General features: G+C 45.7%; 11 protein-coding genes. 4 read left to right on the top strand and 7 right to left on the bottom strand.

Annotated features, from left to right (window positions below; all coding sequences use genetic code 11):
* Positions 1-19: 19 nt before the first annotated feature.
* Genes ASL11_RS21355 through ASL11_RS21345 form a run of 3 tightly spaced genes read left to right on the top strand, consistent with a single transcriptional unit; the run spans position 20 to position 3,983 of the window.
* The gene (locus ASL11_RS21355) at positions 20-2,353 is read left to right on the top strand and encodes a glycoside hydrolase family 2 protein (protein ID WP_056619359.1); all 2,334 of its coding nucleotides are present in this window, start codon (positions 20-22) and stop codon (positions 2,351-2,353) included.
* Between the two features lie 14 nt (positions 2,354-2,367).
* Positions 2,368-3,018, top strand: a complete 651-nt coding sequence (locus tag ASL11_RS21350; protein WP_200962465.1) for a D-sedoheptulose-7-phosphate isomerase — start codon at positions 2,368-2,370, stop codon at positions 3,016-3,018.
* Entirely contained in the window at positions 3,015-3,983 is a 969-nt protein-coding gene (locus ASL11_RS21345) for an ROK family protein (protein ID WP_056619355.1), read from the top strand. The genes ASL11_RS21350 and ASL11_RS21345 overlap by 4 nt, the downstream gene beginning before the upstream one ends.
* Positions 3,984-4,005: 22 nt before the next feature.
* Here the strand turns inward: ASL11_RS21345 and ASL11_RS21340 are convergent, their stop codons facing one another.
* The 4 genes from ASL11_RS21340 to ASL11_RS21325 all read right to left on the bottom strand — a co-directional run bounded on the left by ASL11_RS21340 (position 4,006) and on the right by ASL11_RS21325 (position 11,669).
* The gene (locus ASL11_RS21340; protein WP_162261660.1) at positions 4,006-6,357 is read right to left on the bottom strand and encodes an AraC family transcriptional regulator; all 2,352 of its coding nucleotides are present in this window, start codon (positions 6,355-6,357) and stop codon (positions 4,006-4,008) included.
* Positions 6,358-6,590: 233 nt separating this feature from the next.
* A complete protein-coding gene (locus ASL11_RS21335; RefSeq protein WP_056619351.1) occupies positions 6,591-7,688 on the bottom strand; it encodes an SGNH/GDSL hydrolase family protein in 1,098 nt (365 codons plus the stop codon).
* Between the two features lie 58 nt (positions 7,689-7,746).
* Entirely contained in the window at positions 7,747-10,230 is a 2,484-nt protein-coding gene (locus ASL11_RS21330; protein WP_056619348.1) for a hypothetical protein, read from the bottom strand.
* Complete coding sequence (locus tag ASL11_RS21325) at positions 10,227-11,669, bottom strand: L-fucose/L-arabinose isomerase family protein (RefSeq protein WP_056619346.1); 1,443 nt, start codon at positions 11,667-11,669, stop codon at positions 10,227-10,229. Before ASL11_RS21325 ends, ASL11_RS21330 begins: the two co-directional genes overlap by 4 nt.
* A 169-nt stretch (positions 11,670-11,838) precedes the next feature.
* Here ASL11_RS21325 and ASL11_RS21320 point away from each other — a divergent pair, with 169 nt between their 5' ends.
* The gene (locus ASL11_RS21320; protein ID WP_056619343.1) at positions 11,839-12,627 is read left to right on the top strand and encodes a helix-turn-helix domain-containing protein; all 789 of its coding nucleotides are present in this window, start codon (positions 11,839-11,841) and stop codon (positions 12,625-12,627) included.
* 72 nt (positions 12,628-12,699) lie between these two features.
* Here the strand turns inward: ASL11_RS21320 and ASL11_RS21315 are convergent, their stop codons facing one another.
* From ASL11_RS21315 to ASL11_RS21305, 3 genes are read right to left on the bottom strand one after another with little or no spacing between them, the layout of a single operon-like run.
* Entirely contained in the window at positions 12,700-13,470 is a 771-nt protein-coding gene (locus tag ASL11_RS21315; RefSeq protein ID WP_056619340.1) for a sugar phosphate isomerase/epimerase family protein, read from the bottom strand.
* 1 nt (position 13,471) lies between these two features.
* The gene (locus tag ASL11_RS21310; protein WP_056619337.1) at positions 13,472-16,033 is read right to left on the bottom strand and encodes a glycoside hydrolase family 2 protein; all 2,562 of its coding nucleotides are present in this window, start codon (positions 16,031-16,033) and stop codon (positions 13,472-13,474) included.
* Between the two features lie 15 nt (positions 16,034-16,048).
* Positions 16,049-17,146 carry an SGNH/GDSL hydrolase family protein gene (locus ASL11_RS21305; protein WP_056619333.1) on the bottom strand — a complete coding sequence of 366 codons (1,098 nt, stop codon included), beginning with the start codon at positions 17,144-17,146 and terminating at the stop codon, positions 16,049-16,051.
* Positions 17,147-17,426 lie beyond the last annotated feature (280 nt).

Raw genomic sequence — 17,426 nt, 5'->3', positions numbered from 1 at the left:
AATTTAGGGAGGTTTTCAAATGACAAATGAACTGTGCCTGGACGGACAATGGAAGCTTGTTTATTATCCGCAAGGAGTATGGCATATCCACCATCCAGATGAATTGAGCAAATTAGGTTTGCCTTCTATTAATGCTTCTGTTCCAGGGAATGTGGAGCTCGACTTGGTAAGCAGCGGCCTTCTTCCTGAGCCCTTCCTCGGAACGAATATCAATGAACTCCGTCCTTACGAGCTTTATGAATGGTGGTACAGTCTGGAGTTCACCGCTCCACCCGAGATGGAAGGCAAACTAACAGAATTGGTGTTCCAAGGGGTAGACTGCTTCGCAACCTATTGGCTGAATGGGGAGGAGCTTGGCTCCAGCGACAATATGTTTATCGAGGTAAGACTCGAGACAACGAATTCACTGCTCTGCCATGGTGTAAACAAGCTTTATGTACGGTTGCGTTCCCCCATTATTGAAGCCGGGCATCGCAGCACTGACGCCATTTGTTACGGGCCACTTACGAATGGCGAGCAGTTATTCGTACGAAAAGCGGCTCATAGCTTCGGATGGGATATTATGCCCCGCGCGGTTTCTGCAGGCATCTGGCGATCCGTATCGTTGGTCGCAAGTGAGGAACATGCGCTGAGCGACCTATATTTCTATACCTTATCTGTCGATGCCAATCTTTCGGCTGCAGAAATCGGACTGTTTTACAGAGTGGAAACGGATCCTGCGTATTTTTATCATGGATTGGAGATTCGGGTAACAGGCAAATCGGGGGCATCGGAGTTTCAGATCTGCAAGCCCGTGTTATTCAATGTAGGCTCCTTAACCATATCCCTCAAGAATCCACTGCTCTGGTGGCCAAATGGGTATGGGGAAGCCCATATCTATGAAGTTAAGACCGAATTACTCCATCAGGGACGTGTACTCGCTTCACGTACGGAGCGAATCGGCGTGCGTCACGTCCATTTAATTCGCACAGAAACAACCACTATGGAAGCTGGCGGCGAATTTCTATTTAAAGTCAATCACACCTCAATCATGTGCAAAGGCTCCAATTGGGTTCCGATGGATGCGTTCCATAGCCGAGACGCCAGTCGCTACGAGAAGGCTCTTCAGCTATTTATTGAAACAGGCTGCAACATCGTCCGCTGCTGGGGAGGAAACGTCTATGAGGACCATGCCTTTTTTGACTATTGCGACAGTCATGGGTTGATGGTCTGGCAAGACTTTGCAATGGCTTGCGCTGTCTATCCACAAACGCCCGAATTCCGTGAGTCCATGCGACTTGAAGCTCGCTCCGTTGTCAAAAAATTACGAAATCACGCTTCGCTTGTTCTATGGTGCGGGGATAACGAATGTGACGAAGCTTATCAGTGGTATGGATTGCCTGATCCTGGTGTGAATCAGATCACCCGCACACTGCTTCCGCAAATTATCCAGCAATATGATCCTCACCGGGCTTATTTGCCAAGCTCTCCCTACTTGTCTCCTGAGGTTATCCGATCAGGGAACATGAACTTAGCTCCTGAACGACATCTTTGGGGGCCGCGCGATTATTATAAAAGCTCCTTTTATAAGACGAGTACGGACCATTTTATCAGTGAAATTGGCTATCATGGCTGTCCGAATGTATCGTCAATCCAGAAGTTCATTGAACCTGCGCATCTATGGCCATTTAACAATAAGGATGAGCAATGGATCGCCCACGCAACGGATGTTAGCGGCTCACAAGGTCATAACGCGACGCGTATCCAATTGATGGCGAATCAAATTAAGGAATTGTTCGGAGCCATTCCTGACGCTTTGGAGGATTTCATACTTGCTTCGCAAATTTCCCAAGCTGAGGCCAAAAAGTTTTTTATCGAGACCGCTCGGCTCAAAAAATGGCGGAAAACAGGCATCATCTGGTGGAATATGATTGACGGTTGGCCGCAATTCTCAGATGCAGTCGTTGATTATTACTATGGTAAGAAATTGGCTTTTCATTACATCCAAAGAAGCCAAGTCCCCGTCTGCATTATGATCGATGAGCCTGAGAATTGGCATGTGCGAGTAGCCGTAGGCAATGACTCCCGAGAATCAGCTGCTGGTTCATATCGCATTTGGGATGCCGATTCCAAAGAAACGCTTATGGAAGGTAGGTTCGAGGTGGAGGCGAACGGGACTTCTGAGCTAGGAAAAATCCCTATTTCTCACGCCAAGCAGCAATTGTTTCTACTGGAATGGAGTCTCAATGGACGAACCTATGGCAATCACTATCTGCTTGGCTTCCCGGCGTTTTCCTTGGAAACCTATAAAGGCTGGTTGCCGCAAATTGCCTCTATTTCTAACGATTTCCGAGCCGACGAGATCGGTCGATAAGGAGGGTTTTTACGATGGAGAAATGGATACTCGAAAACGATATGCAACAACTCGTAGAGCGATACCCAGACTTGGAAGGTTGTACATCTGACATTATTGCAGCCTTCCAATTATGCGCAGACGCTTTCCATTTATCTGGTAAAATGCTGCTATGCGGCAATGGGGGAAGCGCCTCTGATTGTGATCATATTGCCGGCGAACTGATGAAAGGCTTTCTATCCAAAAGGCCTGTCCCCTTATCCTTCCGTGGTTCTTTAATCCAAATATGGGATGAAAAAGAAGGGGACTATTTAGCAGATCATCTGCAGCAGGCGCTCCCCGCCATTTCACTTACCAATCACGCTGCCTTGATAACTGCGTATGCTAATGATGTAGAACCGGAAATGATTTTTGCCCAACAAGTGTATGGTTATGGGAAAAAGGGAGATGTCCTCCTAGCTCTCTCCACTTCCGGGAATTCAGCGAATGTCATTCGGGCTGTTCAAACCGCGAGAGCGATAGGAATGAGTACCATCGGATTAACCGGAAAACAAGGTGGCCGATTGAAGGAGTTATGCGACGTGACCATTAGGGTGCCTTGGGAGCGAACACCGGATATCCAGGAGCGGCACCTGCCGATTTATCACATCCTATGTACGATGTTGGAAAGGGAGTTTTTCGGATGATGACGATCCTTGCTGGCTTTGATATTGGAGGAACCAAGTGTGCCGTTACTGTCGGTCGACGGATGGATCATAATGAGATCACGCTACTTGGCAAAGTTCAATTTTCCACTCCCAAAGATCCGTATCAGACCATCACGAAGCTTATTTCAGTCTTAGAGCAATTATTACTGGAACAAGGTGGTTCACTCGCAGCGATTGGCATCAGCTGCGGGGGGCCGCTGGACAGCAAAACAGGGGTCATCCTTTCACCACCGAATTTGCCTGGCTGGGATCACATCCCCATTACTTCGTTAATCAAGGAACACTTTGGTGTTCCCGTTGGCTTGCAGAATGATGCCAATGCCTGTGCGTTGGCAGAATGGCGCTGGGGTGCTGGCGTTGGAACCCGGAATATGATATTCCTGACCTTCGGTACAGGTATGGGCGCTGGTCTTATTCTAGATGGCAAGTTATATACGGGGACCAATGATATGGCCGGTGAGATCGGTCATATGAGGCTTGAGCCTACAGGACCCATCGGTTATGGCAAAGCCGGTTCCTTCGAAGGCTTCTGCAGCGGAGGCGGCATTGTTCAATTGGGACGAATGAAAGCCGCGGAAGCTTCGGCAATTGGGCAGCCTCCAAGCTTTTGCCAGTCCGAGTCGCAATTGGACGCGATGACAGCTCAGCAGATCGCGGAGGCCGCGCAATCAGGGGATCTTTTAGCGTTACAAGTATTTCGTACTGTGGGGGTACAGCTTGGAAGAGGGCTATCTGTCCTGGTAGACCTTCTTAACCCCGAGTTAATCGTAATTGGCAGCATGTATGCCAGACAGCGGGACCTGCTTGAAGCTTTCGCACTTGAGGAACTTCAAAGGGAGGCACTCCCTCACGCTCATCGTGTATGCCGCGTTGTCCCTGCCGGGTTAGGAGAACTTGTAGGCGATTACGCTAGTCTGTCCGTTGCGGAATATCAGGTGATGTGACCTAGCCAATGGCTTTGCTATCTTACTTTTGAATCAAATTCGTCATATTTCTCCGTAAGGCATATTCCTTCGGAGTGACCTTATATTTCTTTTTGAACAAGCTGAAAAAATAGGTTTCATTCAAGATCCCGACCTTTTCAGCAATTTCATACACACTAAGGTCATCTTGGATAAGAAGGTCTGCCGCTTTGGCTAATCTAAACTCGTTAATAAAATCAGGAATCGAGATATGGGTAGCTTCCTTATATGTCTTGCTTAAATTCCTTGTCGATATTTTCATCATCGAAGCGATCGAAGTCAAGCTCAAGGAAGGGTCTTGATAGTGGTTATGAATGTATTCCGTGACCGCATCTACCAAAAAGTAATTTAGTTTATTGGTATTTCCCTCGAAATCTTTTTTGAACGAATCTTGCAGGGCACCTACAATGATCCGATGAATCTCGGCAATCGTCTCCTTCTCCAAGATATTGCGACTGATTGATGAGATGTGCAAAGATGGCGCAGCTGTCACTTTCATTTCTTCTAGCGTCTCAATAACTACATCCACAAGTCTAATGATGGAGACTAGAGCATTGTGATAGTTTAGCGTGCCCAGCTCTTCAAATAGATTCCCCAAAACCTCTTCTATTACTGCGGTGTTGCTCGATTTCATCGCTTCCACAAGCCATTCCTCATGATTTTTGGAATATCCTGTTTTTTTGCTTTCCACATTTTTCTTAACCGTTTCGTAGGTAATGACGGAGGAATGGCCTAGTAATAAGCGATACATCCCCTGATCGAGAGCCTTATGATACAGGCCATTCAATTCCTGCATCTGACTCGTTTTTTCACTAATCGATGCCGTAAAGGAGATTTTAAAAAATCGGGAAACATTCTCTTGAACCTCTTTTATAAGCGAGTGGATATGTGATTGAAACTGATCATCTTCTTCCGGCATACTGACAATCAATACGACATGATCATCCTTCATATCAAGTCCTTCGTTAGGGTACTTTCTAGCCATAATTTCTGATGCAATATTGATCATAGCAAAGCGAATCGTATCTTTATCCTTGGGATGGAACGCATGTTGAAATTCCTTATAGTTATCAATCTTTAATAAACATATGGCATAGGAACCATCCAAAACTAAAGAAATCCTCATTTCTTTAAAAATGCTTTCCAATTCTGACCTGCCGATCGATAAGCTTTCCGTGAGCAGTCTGCTTAACCAATAATGCTTCATGACGTCTTTATATTGCATCTTTTCCTTATCGTAATGATCGAGCATTTCCATAGATTGTCTGTAAACGGTGTTCAAATAAGAGATCTCATCGACGACCTCGTCTTTGTCCGATCTCCTTATCCGATCCAGCATGATCGAATTCACCAGTTTCCCCACTGGACCATATATTTTCCGGGAAATAACAATGGATATCACAATTGCCATGACAAGAAAAATGAGCGTGATGATGATAATGCTATTTCTTAAGCTGTTGATATAGGTATAGATTTCAAGAACAGGCTGCGTTTTTAACAGCGTCATCCCCGTGTTGTCGACATTTGTGTAAGTGACTAAATATTTCGTTCCGCCATGCTTGCTTTGAAAAAAACCATCTCGATCGGCCTGTGGATGTGTTGTTTTATATGCCAAAAAATCCGTTTTCAGCCAACTTTTAATGGTAGGATCATGGGTACCATCATCCAAGTACTCGCCAACCTGATCCAGAATAAATACGTTATCTCCCTTTTGTTTATCGATCATATTGATTTGATTAATATTCTCCAGCAACCACTCCGGCTTCACATTAATAACGACAACGCCATCCGGCTTAGCCCCACTCACTGTCGTTTCGTATATGAAATAGGAGAATACATACTCAGACTCGGTTACCCCATTTACTAGTTTTTTGATATCACGGAAAATCGGTTTCAACTTAGGCAGCGCTTGATCCGAATTAATAAAGTCGAAGAGCATCTGATCTTTAAAAAATAAAGGAAAACCCGTGCTATAGGAATGATCCAAATTCCGATTATAAATGCCAATCGAGTGAATATAAGGAATAGCTGAAGTGACAGAGCTAACGACTTTAGACATGTGGCTTGACACTTCAATCATATCTTCCTTTTTCGCATACATAATAGCGGTTACATCGCTGTTCAAGTAAAGAAATTTCGATAAATTGGAAATCGTTTGATCCATAAAAGACATATTATACTTGACCTGATAAAGTATTTTCTGATTAGCTGCATATTCATTTTTGACCAAAAGATTTTGCGAATTAATATAAATAACCGTTGAAAGAACAACAACAAGAATCAATATAGCTACGCTAATCCAAAGAACCATTTTTATAAAATAGGCTTTAGCTCCTAAAAAAGCTTTTATGTTCATGCCTTTATATTCCCCTTTATTCGAAGTGAAATCGACTGGCATGCACCAGTCCCACCGCACAATCCAACGACAATACACCTACATTTAGGTTGTCATCTTAATGTAATTGCATGAAGCCCGAATGTATACTTTAATATAAGTCATTTCCTATGAATATGGGAACTTTAAAAAAATCGCCTTGCCCGGAACTACGATCCGGGCAAGGCGATCTACAAAATAGTCAAAAAAAAATGTTAGTCAATCAGTTTCCCAAGAATAGGGCTAAGTGTTTCCGCTATCCGATAATAGCCTAAATCCGAAGGGTGAATACCATCTGTGGTACATTCCTGGTAATCCGCCCCTAACAACTCTGCACCGTCACAGAAGTGGAGATTCGCATCCCCTTCTTGCTGCAATCGCTCAACGATAGCCATTTGAAGCTGTTTGCGTTCTTCCCGGCGGCGAAGCATGGTTTCGTCAAAAGCTTCCTTCGCTAGTCGAATCTGTGATAGGACGAGAATTGGAACTTCAGGATGGCGTGAACGATAAATCCGGATAAATTCAGGCAATGATTCCTGGAGCCGTTCTGTACTAGGCGTATTAGCTTCATAATCCAGAACAAGCAACGCCGGTTCATCGATTTGACTGATCAAATGGGCAAGCTCCGGCTCTCCTTGTGCATTTCCAGAGAAACCGAGATTCACAATTTCAATTGGAAATTTCCGACTTAAAATATTGGGATAGGCCATACCAGGCCTCGAAGCGCAAGCGCCATGGGTGATGGATGTCCCGTATATAAGTACTTTCTTGTTGGTGGCAAAGCCAGGAAATCCAGCTACCGATGAAGATGGATCCAAACCTATCCAAATCTCCTTCACGCCTTGATATAGGGGAAGATTAAGTGTGATATCCCGCATTTCCCACGGTATGGATTCAAAAAGGATGGATTCGTATTCATTTTTTGACTGATCAAAGCGAGTGGTATTTATATAAAGCTGAGCTCCAGTTGCACCGACGTAGCAATCAACGCCACATTGACCAGTGGCAGGCATTTGGTACATGGTGGCCCTGTCAACCAAAACGACCCTTACAGAAAGTTTTGGTGAATCTGTCTGGAAACGAATCTGCACGCCAGCCGTATAATTCGCAAGTCGATCTACCTCTGATCGAATCGGATGGCTTGGTTCAAGTGGCAATCTTCGATATACCCCGTCTTGTTCCAGCCAAGGCAATCCTGTTATCCGAAAAGGTTCATTGCGCGGTGAGTACCATTCCCAGTCGCTGTTGGTATCGACATCCATTTTCATACTACTGTCCAGCTTCTCTATCTCATTCTTCCTTGATACATTCATCCGTTTTCACCAACCTTTTATATAACTGATGGTTTCAAATAACTAGACGATTAGACGCCTACCATGAAATATCAATGTTCCCGCTAATTTGGGTTAATCGTATACAATTCCCTACTACTTTACCAAACAATTCCAAGTATTGCTCACCGTTCCTCACTTCAACGTCACCTGCTTGCAGCTGTGCAAGAGGCGGATAAATGGTAAGATCGGCCTCAATCAGATTGTTCACACTAAAATTACGAAGCGTACGGTTATGCTTCCGAGGTGTTGGATCAGGCGATTTTTCTTTACACGTAATGCGAGATGTTTGCTTTTGCTTAACAAACACGCGGCATTCGTCATGAAACGTTCGATCAAGTGTATAAGTCGCAGTCGTTCCTTCTCCAATCATAACGGACTGCCCGATAATAAGTGGAGCGCCATCGGGAAATTGAAGCTGCAGCCCAACGGATGTATCCTGCTTACAACCAGTAAGGATAAACGCATTGTCATTCCTTGTGATGAACATCAATGCTGATTCAGATGCTGCCTCTTCCTTCACCTGATACAAGGAGTAACCAAATTGTTGCAGGACATACCGTACGAAGAGCGAGGAATCCAGAAATTCTTTTTCCTGACGAATCGGCAAATGCGATACACCAGCAGATTGGAAGGGCAACGAACCGCGTACCCACCCTACTTTGCCTCCATCCCATTCAGGTAAAGCTCTAGTTATCGTAAATGCACGTTCTAGCCCACTCTGACTCACACTTGCATGAATTTGAGTAGAGCTATCAGCCAGATCTTCCACAACTTCACCTAACCCACCGCCTGAAATGTGTGGATGATGGTGCAATTTATGATTCCCATCTCCTCTAGTAGGCTCCTCATTCTTGATCGTATCTTCAGGCAAGGTAAGTTTAACGGAAAAAGCACCTTCCAGTTCAGGCTCGTTTCTGAGATTCAACAGGTTGAGTAGATCCGGATCTTCGACACGACCATAGAAAATGATCTTCCCTCCGTTACGAACATACTCGACGATTCGCTGTGCTTTCTCCCCTTTTATCCAAAAGGCCGAAGTAAACAAGATCGTATCTTGCAACTTATGGATTGCCTCGTCCTGCATTGCGAAAAAGTCATCGGTACTAAGCACCGTATTCAGCGGCAAGCCTTGGTTAATTGCATTGCGCACAAACCAATCATGGAAGAAAACGTCGCTCGAATGCTCGCCCGATTCCGCCATCGCTTCATGCAGCTCTCGAAACGGGTACAACCATGTTAAGATCCCTGGCTGGTCTGGTGCGTCTTTTAATGCTTTTTTAATATGAGGGATAACTTCCAACGGGATATCTGCATCCATCTCGCCTTTTTCCGAATCGATGGTCAAAATCTCTACGACACCCGGACTCTCCAGCTCGCCCTCCGTATTAACTCGAGCGACGGTGAGTGGACAATAAATGTCATGTGGCTCCCGATCATAGAGATCCCACCACGGATTTTGCCAGAACCAAGGATCATTGGCATAGAACCGGAAGAGGTACGTCTCTGCCGGCAAAACTGCGATACGCGACATATAGCCTGTAAGTTCTAGGCCGAAGTCATAGTTAAGAGCTCCCCATGGCGAATTCGGCGGCGGATATTCCACATATTTTCTCTCATATAGATCAAGTAAGGGGATACAGTCCTTGGCAAGATCCATGCCTGTTCCGTAGTTCGTCCCTCTGATTTCTGTCCGGTAATTCGGGCACTCTTGCTTGAAAATTTCCCAGAATGACAGCATCTTAGACGATAGCTCTTCATACTCCGCCATCGCAATCTGCGTGCCATCATAATTAGCTCCTAAATATGTCCACGGAAAGTACGACAGCGCGAATCCATTGGAAAACCATATATAATCAAAGCCTAATGTAGGTAAAAAGCTGGCACACTGCCGCCCCAGAAACTCGCCAAACGCTGTGCTTTCGGGAATGCCATCAGGATAAGCCGCATACGCTACGTGGTCCTCTTTCAGCTTCGACCAACTACATACGACGGTATAGTCCGCCTTCAGTGAAATAAATTGCCCACCAACTTCGGCGCGATTGATTTCCGGGTGCAGCTTATATTTGAAATCCGAGTAGGCAAATTCAGGTCCTGCGTCAAAGGTGGCCCCCACCTCCATGCGAATGCCATAACGCTCGGCTGCAATTCTTTTAAAAGACGCAATAATAACTTGCAAATCACCATAGGTGATTCGTGCCGGTTCACTAATGTAAGGCGTGGCAATTCGCGGGTCTTTGTCGTTCTTAATATGGCCGAAATACTCCTCATTGGCAAATCCGATATAGCGGCCCCATTCAATCTCGCGCTGCAAATCGCCGTCCCAAACTAGGATCTCGCTCCCATCAGCGACCCACAGCAAGATCGAACAGCTGTCTGCCATGCCGATTAGTGGAAGCCATTGCCTTATAGCCTCGGTACATACAGCTTCGATAGCCTCAGGTGCCATACTCTTGAATGGCTTTAGACTCATTTCAAGTGTAACTCTCTGCAAGGACTTCTTTGGTTTTACGCGTGTTGTCATATCACTTCCACCTCAATGCCTAGTACTTTGGCTACATTACGAATCTTGGAACCCACATGCCCTACACCAAGCGCAAAGTGATGCGTAGGACCTGCTGAGCACCATTTTTCCACGAATTCTGAAACACTATAATCAAATTTACAACGTGTATTTGTATTGCCAGTCTGTGGAATTTCACCTTTGATGGATTCGCCTTCCGTGGCGATCATTTTGTATTTGCCATTAGCGGTTTGTGAAATACTGAGCAAAGTAACAGGGCCTGATTTGATGCTGAATTCAACGCCGATGCCAGAACCGCTTTTACCATGAAACAGATCCAATCCACGAATGATCGGCTGCCCGTCGCTAATTTTAATATTATGCGGCCCGTCATGTCCGACCAACACGATATCGTCGACAAAGTCACAAGGATGCAGCTCTGCGAACGAACCTCCAGCATCTAGACGATCCATGATTAGCATCGCTGCGCATGTCTTCAAATCGGCTTCTCCAGCAAGCGGAACCCCTTTGCCTGTCAACAGCGAGTTACCGAGTACCATGTTCGATCCGATCCGTTCATACTCATTATTGTCGAGTCCCCTGTAATAATAGGCCAGACCTGTTAACCCATTTTCCACAATCAGCTTATCCAGTCCAACCGCAACTTTAGCTGACCAATCGAGATCCTCTTGTTTGATCGGTCTTGTCACCGGATCGATAAAAGGATCGGATATTTTGAAAACGCTTTTAATTTCATCCAGTTTATTAGCTGTTTCCTTAGCCGTTACACCATTGACCAGCTTGGCTAAATCACACATTTCGAGCATTTGCACATGCGAACCAAAAGCAGCCGTAAAAGCTGTTGGATCGGAGTTCATATCATACATACCTTCATAGGTATGCCCCATATAGCCGATTTTGGCATATTTGAACGCTCTGCGCGTATTGGCGACTTGGCACCATCCTTGTAACTCCGTCATCGCGCGTGGATCATCATAGAGCGTTCCTACGATCATCCCTGCCGCAGGCTTTCCTGCCCGCACAAGCACGCCGCCTATTTCTGGAAGTGAACAAATATTATCGTTAGCTAACTGCATATACGTCGTCGTATTTCTATAGTCAAGACGCTTCCTCGGCTGCAACGCAACAAGTACCGTCGGTACAGACAAGTTCAGAATCGGGGTAGCAGCTGTTGACGACGTCACATACGTGCTCAAGAAGCAAAATAAGAAATCAACATCTTGACTTTTCAAATAGGATGAAGCGGCAAAAGACTTATCTACGGTATCGACAAAGCCTGCCGACACCACCTCGACGTCATGCTTACGAAGCATTTCCTCGAATTCACGTCCGTAGCCTTCCAGCTCCTCTTTTAACCCCGGAAATTGTACCCAATATGGCTCGTGACCTACCGTCATCACGCCTACACGCGCTTTAACTTTTTGGAATAAACTACTCATTTCTCCCTCATCCTCCCCGCATATCTTTCATCTTAAGCTTAGTAAAATCAGGCTATTGAAACAATGAACTATACAATAATTATTTCAACAATTCTACGATTTCAGTTATACTATGAGAATGAGTATTAGACCTCACAGAGGTGTGAGTATCGACCGAAAGGAGCACGTTATGATCCAACCTGTTGCTATCTACTTCGAGCATTGTGAGCCGAATTGGCACGTCCCTATGAGTAAGACGAACAACCATATTTTAATCCTCATGACCAATGGAACCATTCACTATACCGTTGAAGATCACACCTTTACAATGCAAAAGGGGGATCTTTTATTTGTCCCTCAAGGTGTTTGGCGCAGCGCGATGAATTCAACCAAGGAACCGCATGATATGTACGTCGCGCACTTTCATTATCAAGGAGACGGGGATGGACTTCCGCTGCTAATAACACCTGATCGCTGCTTAACCAGACCTTTTAACTTTGACTATATGAAGCAAAGGTTTTCATTGTTGACCCAACATTGGCTGCGCAAATCCGTCTATTCAGACACCATCTGCCACGGCATTCTGCTTGAAATGCTCGCGGTAATCAACGAAGAAATTGATTCGCAATCCACACAGGGCAAATCCTATAGCATCGTGATGCTGCTTCAAGCCTACATACTCAACCATTATCACCGAACGATCACTTTGAGCGAATTAGCCGAATATGCGGATCGGACCCCTAACTATGTCAGTACCATTTTCAAACAGGTTACCGGACAATCCGTCACGGACTACATTCAGCAAATCCGTATTGCCGCCGCTTGTGACCTGTTGACTAACTCTCAGATGAACGTAGGAGAAATCTCCGATTTTCTCGGATTCTGCGAGCAGTCCTATTTTAATAAAGTGTTTAAAAAATGTACGGGCACTCTGCCCTCCACTTATATGAAAGAGAAAGTTCAGGTTTGGAAGTCTTAGGGGATTTCGTAGACCCTCAGGCACACTTCCATATGAAAAAAGCTGCCTCGTGGCAGCTCTTTTTTTAGACAACTATGTAATTTCAGCTAATCTATCCGCGATTCGGTGTAAGTTCTTTAAGCTAAGCTTCACGCAATCCATGGGATTACCTTGACACACATCCTGCTCCACAACGTACCACTCCACACCATTCTGCTCTCCCCATATCAATATGGGATCGAAATCGATCACGCCTGTGCCAATTTCAGCATATGTCTGTTGCTCATCATCAGTCATATCCTTTACATGCATTGTTGGCATCCGGCGGCTATATGGACGAATGAAAGCAGCTGGATCTTTCCCCGCTTTTTTCACCCAATATACATCTATTTCTGCCAATATCGCATTATCCGCAGAGGGTTCAATCAGATATTCCAGGGCATTCCTACCATCTATACTTGTTTCAAACTCGAAAGCATGGTTGTGAAAGCTTAGTGTGAAGCCATCCTCCTGTACTTTCTTCGCAATCTCATTTAACTGGTTGCGAAATTGCCGGTAGCCCTCCTCATTTCGAAGCTCATGGGGGACGGAAGGACAGATTAAAGTTGTCGTACGACAAAGTCGCGCCTCCGTAAGCACGCTCTCCAGCTCACTACTCAAACGCTGAAAAGACACATGCATACCTGCCGTTTGTAACTCTGTTTGTTGCAGCACGTCGGAAATCTCTTCAGCCGAGTAACTATGTAGACCTGCCAGTTCAACCCCTGCCCAGCCCATCTGTTTCAGTTCTCTTAGCACCCCTGGAAAATCCTGCTCACATTCGTTACGCAAGGTATACAGTTGTACCGCAAATTTCTGTTTCATTTCATACGCCGCCTTCGCTATGATTTCGTGTAATTGATCGTGGTACAATCTGGTCTGTTGTGAGGGCAATTTCCCCGTGTCGTATCGTAATCTCCCGCTTCTCACCTGGAAGCAAGTCAAAATATTCGTCACTCAACTGAATCGTTTCATCCAATCCAAAATGCACCGCATGCGCAAAAGCTTCACTTGTAACCGTACAGCGAATTTGCCCTGGTTCAATGACATGAATGTTTGACACTTTTAGTCGTGCGTCAGGCAAAATGAGATCGCGAACCACTTCGTTTTGTATCACGGCTGGCAATATTTCGCTGGATTCACCTAACGCTCTGACAAACATACACGCCTCTCTCGAAGGATAGGCAGGTGTTGCCCATTGCAAGACGACTTCCCGCGAGAAAGGCGGCAGTTCAACTTCTATCTCCGTCGATTGCTTCTCGCTCCCATCATAGTAAACAAGGCCGTATTCTAGGACTTCACGAATAGCCGAGCTAGTTTCATTGATCGCCGTGAGCTGAATCATCCCATCCTGCTCGCGTAAAATGAGTTTTACCGGTGCTAATGCTCGTTTCACAAAATAATACGAAATTTTACGCGTTAGGTAATAATCAAGGATCGACCAGCCTACCTCCCCCCAGCAGTCATTGTACATCCAGAATAACGCGCCGGAACAAAACAACTTGGATCGAATCGCCTCAAGTGAATACCCCAGCATGACACCCTGACATAAGCCTGCGTATAGCAAGTAATCGTCGATTCCCAAGTGTTCGGTAGTCAAATAATGCTTGTTTATACCGGCAAGTACCGTATCTTTTTCGAAAATATTCGTATGAAGCTGCCAAAGCTTGCTCTCACGATCCAATTCCTGACCATTGTGGTACATATCCATGGAAGTCTTCCGACATGGACCGATGTAACCATACTCCGAGACAAATTTAGCACTCACCTTGTCATATTCCTCGGGTGTAATCCGCTTTTCCATGTCGGCATGCATCATGCAATCATTCCAATGATGCGTGTCGCCCGATTGGTTGCCATTCGGATGGGCACCGCCGTAAGGCGAGCTATTCCAATAGGGAATAGCCGGGCAGTTCCGCTGGACAATGCGTGGGGCGATGTCATTGTAACAGACCGCTCCCCCATAGAAATCGGCAGCTAAGGTCTCATTCCACCATTCTTCAAAGCCCCAATGATTCTCGTTATTTCCGCACCAAAGTGCGAGCGAACAGTGATTGCGAAGCCGCCGAGTTTGGTAATCGATCTCCCGCTCTACTTCGTCCCGAAACCAAGCCAAGTGATCTGGATATTTCGCGCAGGTGAACATGAAATCGTGCCAAATGAGAATCCCGTACTCGTCACATTTGTCATAAAAAATGTCTCTTTCGTAGATACCTCCTCCCCACACGCGCAGCATATTGAAGTTAGCTTCCTTTGCTTCGCTCAGCAGGGTTTCATATTTGGCATCCGTGACCCGCGCATAAATGGCGTCCGCAGGAATCCAGTTTCCACCTTTACTGAAGACAGACACACCGTTAATTTCAAAAGTGAACGAACGTTCATCCTGACTCTCCAGGATTTTATCCATGTTTAGGTACAACGTGCGTATCCCATATGAAAAGGAGGGATATTCTACAGCATGCGTTGTCGTCTGCAGCGTTGCCCGAATCCCATACAGCGGCTGCTCGCCCATCCCATTGGGCCACCAAAGCTTAGTATCAAGCACCTCCATCGGAATTGTGACGTAGTTCAGCCCGGAACGAAGACAACAATCCTTTTGAATAAGCTGCACTTCCTTGCCATTAAAAAGCAGTGCCAGTTTCAACTCCGTTTCTAACGTTTGAAAAGGGTGCAGATTCAGAAGCTCCAATTGAAACTGTAAGTGTGCGGTTTTACTCGCAGCATCCAAGCTTGTCGTGGTTACGTGAATGTCTCGAATTTGAAAACTGTGGGCAAACTCAATACTCACCTCACCCATGATCCCACACGTCACGACCCTTGGTCCCCAATCCCAACCAAATACATATTGCGGTTTTCTCAGCATGCCTCGACGATGATCGCCTCTGTGCCCGATCTGCTCGTTCTCATATACCACTTTGGCCTCACTAATTAGCGCAAGATCATTCTCCGAATAGAGCTCCAACCCCGAAGTAACACGTACAAAGAGTTGATTAACCCCTTGCTGCAACTTGCCTTTCACATCACAAACAAACGGATAAAAGGCACTGCGATGATGGCCCAGATGGCAATCATTCATCCAGATATCTGCTTCTACATCCAAAGATTCAAATCGAAGGATCATTTGGTCTGAAAGCAACTGCTCTTCCGTCAGCATAAAAGTCTTCTTAAACCACCAAGAGCGGTTCTCCGTCCATTCACTCGCAAAGCACTGATCCGCTACTAACGGCTCTGCGATGATCCCTTGCGCGATGAGCGGCATATGCACATCGCAAGGCAAATCGGCCCGCAGCCAATCCTGCTGTTTATTTTTAACTTGTATATAATCTGCCGTCTGGCGATAGAGCGGCTCCCACGTTAGCTGCCAATCTTCATTAAGAAGTAGTTTCATCGTCATCGCACCTCTTTACTTAACTATTCCGATAAGTCCCAAATGAAAATTCGTCCCCGTGCATTCCTCTCTATTGCCGTGAACAACCTCCAGCTCTAAATGATGCAGTCCGTCCTCCAGATCATCTGCGATCCAGTAGATACGAAACCAGCCGCTATCTCCGCACCAATTAGGTCGATCCCGACAACTCGTGATCGCAGGACCTCCGTCGAGCTTATACATGAATTCCGCTGATTTTTTGCCAAAATCGAAGGCTAACGCCAATCCCTTGCCTGTGAACGACAAGGACAGCTTCGCACCAATCGCTGATGTGCTTAGAATCTGATCAACCCAAGGCATATGAGCCGCTGCCCGTCTAATCATCCATGGTCCTTCCAACTGAACTTCGTCGAAGGAAAGCGTATTCACTTGCCCCCAGTGATTGTTATTAAGCGGCGCTGCGAGCGGTTTATAGGTTTCGGCTTTCTCCTCATCGGGAGACGTTAGCAATTCTTTTTCCAAATAGTCGATTACACACTGTCCATAACTCAGACTGCCTCGATGCGTAGGATGAAGTCCATCCGGCAACCATTCGTCCCAGGTCATTCGGCCTTTCTTCACTTCCTGCCAGGCATGCAGTCCGACCCAAACCGTGTTAATGCCGTAATGCTCGGCTAGCTCCTCGAATTCAGCGATGCTGGCAGGGACCATCCCCCGTGACATGTCCTCGTACATTTTCTGACAGTAGGTATAGACGAAAACGAGCTCACTACGCCCATCTGCCAAAAGTTTGCGAATCAAACCTTCTCTCGCCCTCATCCGCTGTTCAGACGGTGTATTGTAGTCATTGACGGCAAATTCAATGAAAATCAGATCGCATTGACGGTTAATCAAGTCCCGTTCTGCACGGAAAACAGCCAAATCGCTGCCTGTCGCACCAATCGCTGCATTCTCCACTGTAATGCGTGCGTGAGGAAATGATTCAACAAACCAACGCGCGACTGGCTCCGGCCAATTCGCCATCACTTTGCTATCTGCGGTTATAGATCCACCAATGAAACCCAACGTTAATTGCCCTGTTTGCAGCTTACTTTTGACTTGCGTTAACCGATTTCGAAGCTGTATTGTCTCCATTGTGCATTCATCTCCATGTGACTTTCGAGTATGGTGAGCCATCTTGGCAGCAGCCCAATCCTTCATTAAACGTAGCTAACACACGATAGAATGTATACTGTAAATTAGGTCGAATCTTCCGAAAATTGTAGTGAATAGGTTGCATTCCGTTAACATTGGGTCCAATTATGCTCATTAAGCTCCGTTTATGAGCTATATGATTTTTGTTGGTTACTTTAAGATTTGCAAATTATATTTACTTTTACTTATATATAAGCTATTCTCACTTCTACAAGGCATG

Origin of the sequence: Paenibacillus sp. Soil750 (genome assembly GCF_001428045.1) — a bacterium.
Lineage (GTDB): Bacteria > Bacillota > Bacilli > Paenibacillales > NBRC-103111 > Paenibacillus_E > Paenibacillus_E allorhizoplanae.
The sequence above is the reverse complement of the archived record's forward strand: the minus strand, read 5'-3'. Positions and strand labels throughout refer to the sequence as shown.

Coding starts and splice junctions, on each gene's coding strand:
- ASL11_RS21330 (WP_056619348.1), bottom strand. CDS start 10,230: ATGACAACACGCGTAAAACCAAAGAAGTCCTTGCAGAGAGTTACACTT.
- ASL11_RS21310 (WP_056619337.1), bottom strand. CDS start 16,033: ATGAAACTACTTCTTAATGAAGATTGGCAGCTAACGTGGGAGCCGCTC.
- ASL11_RS21305 (WP_056619333.1), bottom strand. CDS start 17,146: ATGGAGACAATACAGCTTCGAAATCGGTTAACGCAAGTCAAAAGTAAG.
- ASL11_RS21340 (WP_162261660.1), bottom strand. CDS start 6,357: ATGAACATAAAAGCTTTTTTAGGAGCTAAAGCCTATTTTATAAAAATG.
- ASL11_RS21345 (WP_056619355.1), top strand. CDS start 3,015: ATGATGACGATCCTTGCTGGCTTTGATATTGGAGGAACCAAGTGTGCC.
- ASL11_RS21325 (WP_056619346.1), bottom strand. CDS start 11,669: ATGAGTAGTTTATTCCAAAAAGTTAAAGCGCGTGTAGGCGTGATGACG.
- ASL11_RS21350 (WP_200962465.1), top strand. CDS start 2,368: ATGGAGAAATGGATACTCGAAAACGATATGCAACAACTCGTAGAGCGA.
- ASL11_RS21315 (WP_056619340.1), bottom strand. CDS start 13,470: ATGAAACAGAAATTTGCGGTACAACTGTATACCTTGCGTAACGAATGT.
- ASL11_RS21355 (WP_056619359.1), top strand. CDS start 20: ATGACAAATGAACTGTGCCTGGACGGACAATGGAAGCTTGTTTATTAT.
- ASL11_RS21335 (WP_056619351.1), bottom strand. CDS start 7,688: ATGAATGTATCAAGGAAGAATGAGATAGAGAAGCTGGACAGTAGTATG.
- ASL11_RS21320 (WP_056619343.1), top strand. CDS start 11,839: ATGATCCAACCTGTTGCTATCTACTTCGAGCATTGTGAGCCGAATTGG.